The sequence below is a fragment of the Nonomuraea turcica genome, assembly GCF_030718205.1.
GTDB lineage: Bacteria > Actinomycetota > Actinomycetes > Streptosporangiales > Streptosporangiaceae > Nonomuraea.
This window is the reverse complement of the sequence record NZ_JAUZQF010000105.1, coordinates 1-659: the sequence shown is the minus strand read 5'-3', so window position 1 is coordinate 659 and position 659 is coordinate 1. Positions and strand designations below refer to the sequence as shown.

The window sequence follows — 659 nt, the reverse complement described above, 5'->3', positions numbered from 1 at the left end:
CACTAGTGGAGCACTGGCTAGTCAGCTAGGCCGGGTTGCCGGACTGCTAGTACCGCCCAGCGATGGGAGTGGGAACGGAGTTACCGGGGGCTTGGACTGGGTCTGAACACACTGTTGGGTCCTGAGGGAACGGGCATTGCGCTCGGCTTCTTCGGACACAGGACCGGTGAACAGCTCGCGATTGCGGGCTGGGATCCGGTTGCTGTTTGTTGTTTGAGATTTGCATAGTGGACGCGAGCATCTTTGTGGCCAAGTTTTTTAGGGCACACGGTGGATGCCTTGGCATCAGGAGCCGATGAAGGACGTGGGAGGCTGCGTTAAGCTCGGGACCTGCGGAGCTACCCGGCAACAGTGTGACGGGTGACTCGTACGCTGACGTGCTGGCTGTGGATGCCGCGGGCAAGATGCTGCTCTACAGCAACAACTTCGTGCGTGACGATGGTCAGCCGTATACGGGCAGCGCGCCGCGTGAGGTCGGGCATGGTTGGAGTAGTACGACCAGGATCATTCCGGCCGATGTGACCGGTGATGGGTTCACTGACCTGCTGGCTGTGGATGCCGCGGGCAAGATGCTGCTCTACAGCAACAACTTCGTGCGTGACGATGGTCAGCCGTATACGGGCAGCGCGCCGCGTGAGGTCGGGCATGGTTGGAGTAGT

The 659-nt window shown here is 60.5% G+C and carries 1 protein-coding gene; it reads left to right on the top strand.

All coding sequences use genetic code 11. The features are described 5' to 3' along the window. Positions 1 to 377 precede the first annotated feature (377 nt). Positions 378 to 659: hypothetical protein (locus tag Q9G87_RS60435; RefSeq protein WP_305925704.1), on the top strand; the 282-nt coding region annotated here is incomplete at its 3' end.